The sequence below is a fragment of the Spirillospora sp. NPDC049652 genome, from assembly GCF_040675125.1.
Classification (GTDB): Bacteria; Actinomycetota; Actinomycetes; order Streptosporangiales; family Streptosporangiaceae; genus Spirillospora.
In genome coordinates this window covers 1-4,090 of record NZ_JBFAOF010000676.1, presented here as the reverse complement: position 1 = coordinate 4,090, position 4,090 = coordinate 1, and the positions used below count along the sequence as shown (strand labels likewise).

At 72.6% G+C, this 4,090-nt stretch carries 4 protein-coding genes and 1 pseudogene; 3 read left to right on the top strand and 2 right to left on the bottom strand.

The genetic code is table 11. The features are described 5' to 3' along the window. Window positions 1-1,296, bottom strand: a 1,296-nt coding sequence (locus tag AB0J52_RS30415) for an FAD-dependent oxidoreductase (RefSeq protein WP_500186096.1), incomplete at its 3' end; no start/stop codon positions are given. A gap of 90 nt (window positions 1,297-1,386) precedes the next feature. Then, on the bottom strand, window positions 1,387-2,355 hold the full coding sequence (locus AB0J52_RS30410; protein WP_500186094.1) for an AurF N-oxygenase family protein: 969 nt from the start codon (window positions 2,353-2,355) through the stop codon (window positions 1,387-1,389). Window positions 2,356-2,474: 119 nt separating this feature from the next. Here AB0J52_RS30410 and AB0J52_RS30405 point away from each other — a divergent pair, with 119 nt between their 5' ends. From AB0J52_RS30405 to AB0J52_RS30395, 3 genes and pseudogenes are all read left to right on the top strand, one after another. Then, window positions 2,475-3,116 carry a TetR/AcrR family transcriptional regulator gene (locus tag AB0J52_RS30405; protein WP_500186093.1) on the top strand — a complete coding sequence of 214 codons (642 nt, stop codon included), beginning with the start codon at window positions 2,475-2,477 and terminating at the stop codon, window positions 3,114-3,116. Between the two features lie 106 nt (window positions 3,117-3,222). Further along, entirely contained in the window at window positions 3,223-3,705 is a 483-nt protein-coding gene (locus AB0J52_RS30400) for a Fur family transcriptional regulator (RefSeq protein ID WP_500186092.1), read from the top strand. Between the two features lie 18 nt (window positions 3,706-3,723). Next, window positions 3,724-4,090 (top strand): annotated as a pseudogene (locus AB0J52_RS30395) (catalase/peroxidase HPI); the annotation flags it as partial.

Below are 4,090 nucleotides of genomic sequence, written 5' to 3'. Positions count from 1 at the left end.
GTTCGGCACGACCGCGCGCCGGTCGTCGAACGGCAGGCCGGGCAGCGGCCGGGCGCGGTAGCCGATGGAGGACAGCACGAGGCCCGCCTCCAGGTGCTCGGTCTCGCCGGTCGGGACGGTCGTGGTCCGGCCGTCCTCGACGCGCAGGGCGTTGCGGGTGAACGTGACGCCGGTGCCGGTGACCTCGGCGGGGGCGAGCAGGTAGCGGAGGGTCACGCGCTTCCCACCCGGCGGCTCATGGTCTACCTCGCCACCGAACGCGCGGCCCGGCTCGCGGCCGAGCTCGCGGATCGTACGGTGCTTCAGGACGGCGTCGTCCAGGCCCACCAGGTCGGCGGACGGGACGGTCACGTCCACACTCGCGCGCAGCCCGACGAGTTCGGCGAGGGTGAACGCCGAAACCGCGGGGCCCCGGCGGCCGACCACCACGACCTCCTCGATCGCGCTGTCCCGCAGGACGTCCAGCGCGGCGCGGGAGATCGGCGTCCGCGCGAGGTCGGCGGGCGGCGTGGTGAGGATGCGGGCCACGTCCAGCGCCACGTTGCCGTTCCCGATGACCACGGCCCGGCGGTGGGAGAGGTCGAAGCGGTGGCCCGCGTGGTCGGGGTGGCCGTTGTACCAGGCCACGAACTCGGTCGCGGTCGCCACGCCGGCCGCGCCGGGGATCTCCAGGCGGCGGTCCGAGGACGCCCCGGTCGCGTAGACCACCGCGTGGTGGTCCCGCAGCAGGTCGGCGTGGGCGACCCGGCCGCCGATCTCCACGCCCAAGTGGAGCCGGAAGCCGTCCTCGCGGGAGATCCGGTCGAAGACCTCGGTGACCTGCCGGGTCCCGGCGTGGTCCGGGGCGACGCCCGTCCGGACCAGGCCGTAGGGGGTCGCCAGGCGTTCGTAGACGTCCACCCGCGCGCCGGGGATCGTCAGGACCTCGTCGGCGGCGTACATCGCCGACGGCCCGGACCCGACGATCGCCACGCGGAGCGGCTCGCGGGCGGTCACGTGCAGCGGCGGCTCGTGGGGGGCGAGGATGCCGCCCCGGGCGCGGCCGTCCTTGTAGAAGTCGGCGTTGATCTCCAGGAAGGGCAGCTGGGCCCCGTCCAGCTTCCCGTGCGGCTTGATCGCCCCGACCGGGCACGCGGACACGCACGCCCCGCAGTCCACGCAGGCCGCGGGGTCGATGTAGAGCATCTCCGCGGTGCCGAAGTCGGGCTCGTCGGGCGTGGGGTGGATGCAGTTCACCGGGCAGGCGTGGACGCACGAGGCGTCGTTGCAGCAGGACTGCGTGACCACGTGGGGCATGGGGGGGACTTTCGGCTCGGGCGGGCGGGGGCCCAGGTCGGCGGTGTTTCAGGCGGGTGTTGCGAAGGCTGCGGTTCGGAAGGCGGCGGGTCAGGCGGCCGTGGTGCGGGCGGGGCGGTGCGGTTCGCCGCGGTACCGGGACGGGCGGCCGTCGATCTTCAGGGCCTTCCACAGCCGGGCGGAGACGGGGTTCATCAGGCCGAGCTCGGCGGCGAGCATCCGGACGTCGCCGAAGTAGCCGCGCAGGATCTCGCGGGAGGCGGGGCTGTCCCAGAACGCCTCCTTCATGACCCGGCGCGGGATGCCGAACCGCTTCTCCAGGTCGCGCGGCGGGTTCATGATCGCGCCCGCCAGCCAGCGCATGATCACCGGGTAGGCCAGCGAGGTCGCGCCCCGGCCGATCCGGCCCTGCCGCCGCACCTTCTCGTGCAGGAAGCGGTGCGCGAACGAGATGTGCCGCGCCTCCTCGGCGATGTGGATCTCCATGGTGCGGCGCACCGCCGGGGGCAGCTCGCGGTCGCCCCGGATGGCCTCCTTCTGGAAGTGGTCGATCGGCTCCTCGCCGGCCAGGATCCCGATGAAGAAGACGATCGGCAGGTACGCGGCCAGATGCCAGAAGTGCGAGGTGCGGCGGTAGTCGGCGCGCATCCCGGGGACGGGCAGGCCGGTCCGGTTGACCAGCTCCTGGAACATCTGGATGTGGTTGCACTCCTCGGTCATCTCGTGGAGGCAGTAGCGGAACTCCGGCGTCCCGTTCGGCAGCCGCATCGCGTACTGCATCATGCCGCGGATCAGCACGCTCTCGAACTGCAGCCCGACCTTCTGGATGTTGGCGACCCGCCACATCCCGATCTCGATCCGCCGCCGCTCCGGCTGCGCCTTGTACCAGGGGTGCGCGCCGAGCGGGTCGCAGTCCGGCAGGATCCAGCGCGGATCGTCGGCGTCGATGCGGAACTCCGGCGCGTCCCAGTCGATGTCGAGGTAGGGATCGAAGCGCCGCGCCACCGATCCTTCGGACAGGACGCGCAGCGTGTCCCGGTAGTCCTGGTCGATCGTCATCCCGACCGCCTCCGCCCGCGAGTTCGTTTACAGTTCGCTGGTCGACTGTAAGTACCTGGTCACTTGCGGGTCAAGGCCGGACGATCTTCCCGCGGCGGTGATGTGGGACACTCGGAGCGATGGGCGGAGCGAGGGGGGACGGGGTGCGCGGGCCGGACGGCAAGGTGTCCGAGGGGACGCGTCCGACGGCCGGGGAGATGCGCGAGCGGATCCTGGACGCCGCGGCCGAGTGCCTGATCGAGGGCGGGTTCGCCTCCGGCCGCATCCTGTCGGCGATCGCCCGCAAGGCGGGCGTCTCGCGCCCGACGCTCTACAAGTACGGCGGCACGGTCGAGGACATCAGGCACGCCCTGGTGCAGCGCGAGCTCACCCGCTTCCTGCAGGCGCTGGCGCCGCGCCTGGAGAACATGGTCTGGTCCGCCGACTACGCCACCGACCTGCTGGTCTTCGTGGTCGGCTACGTGCGCGGCCACGGGCTGCTGACCGCCGCCCTGCGCGACGTGCCCGAGATCATCCTGCCCGAGTTCACGCTGAACGCGGGCGGCCCCATCCGGCGCATCGCCGGCCTGGCCGAGCCGATCCTGCGCAGGCACATCGAGGCGGGGCGCATCCCGCCGGTCGACGTCACCCTGTTGACCGACGCCCTGTTCCGGGTCACGCTGTCGATCGTGCTGATCCGCGGCCCCTACGACTTCGACGACCCCGAGGTCCTGCGCCGCCACCTCGTCGGCGTCCTCGGCATGCTCGCCGAGCTCGGCTGACCCCGCGGCCGCGCGCCGCCCGCCCCGGGCCGGCGGACACCCGAAGAGAAACTTGTCTCATTCGTTCTCTTGAACTATTCAGGTTAATGCGCGTAGGTTGACCGGTATGAGCGCACCGCAGCCCCCGACCATCGCCGAGGAGCTGCGCGGTGCCGGCCTCCGCGTGACGGCCGCCCGCGTCGCGCTGCTCGAGACCGTCCGCACCGGTGACCACCTCGGGGTGGAGGCCATCGCCTCCGGGGTCCGGGACCGGGTCGGGCACATCTCCCTGCAAGCCGTCTACGAAGCGCTGCACGCGCTCGCCGCCGCCGGGCTCGTCCGGCGGATCGAACCCGCCGGGAGCCCGGCGCGGTTCGAGGGGCGCGTCGGCGACAACCACCACCACGTCGTGTGCCGCTCGTGCGGCGCGGTCGCCGACGTCGACTGCGCCGTCGGGCCGGCCCCCTGCCTGACCCCCTCCGACGACCACGGCTTCGCCATCGACGAGGCCGAGGTCACCTTCTGGGGCCTGTGCCCCTCCTGCTCCACCGCGCAGCGTCCCTCCCCCGCGCAGAGTTCGTCCCCCGCTCAGAGTTCCTCACCGGCCTAGTTCCCGAAGGGTGCCACCATGGCAGAGAACCAGAACACCAGCGGAGAATGCCCGGTCGCGCACACCCGCGCCCCGCACCCGACCCAGGGCGGCGGCAACCACCAGTGGTGGCCCGAGCGCCTCAACCTGAAGATCCTCGCGAAGAACCCGGCGGTGGCCAACCCGCTGGGCGAGGACTTCGACTACGCCGCCGCGTTCCAGTCCCTCGACCTGGCCGCGGTGAAGCGCGACATCGCCGAGGTGCTGACCACCTCCCAGGACTGGTGGCCCGCGGACTTCGGCAACTACGGCCCGTTCATGGTCCGGATGGCCTGGCACAGCGCCGGGACCTACCGGATCCACGACGGCCGCGGCGGCGCCGGCGCCGGCCAGCAGCGGTTCGCGC

Bases quoted from the DNA above. Each gene is read 5' to 3' on its own strand.
- AB0J52_RS30410 (WP_500186094.1), bottom strand. From the start codon at position 2,355: ATGACGATCGACCAGGACTACCGGGACACGCTGCGCGTCCTGTCCGAA.
- AB0J52_RS30405 (WP_500186093.1), top strand. From the start codon at position 2,475: ATGGGCGGAGCGAGGGGGGACGGGGTGCGCGGGCCGGACGGCAAGGTG.
- AB0J52_RS30400 (WP_500186092.1), top strand. From the start codon at position 3,223: ATGAGCGCACCGCAGCCCCCGACCATCGCCGAGGAGCTGCGCGGTGCC.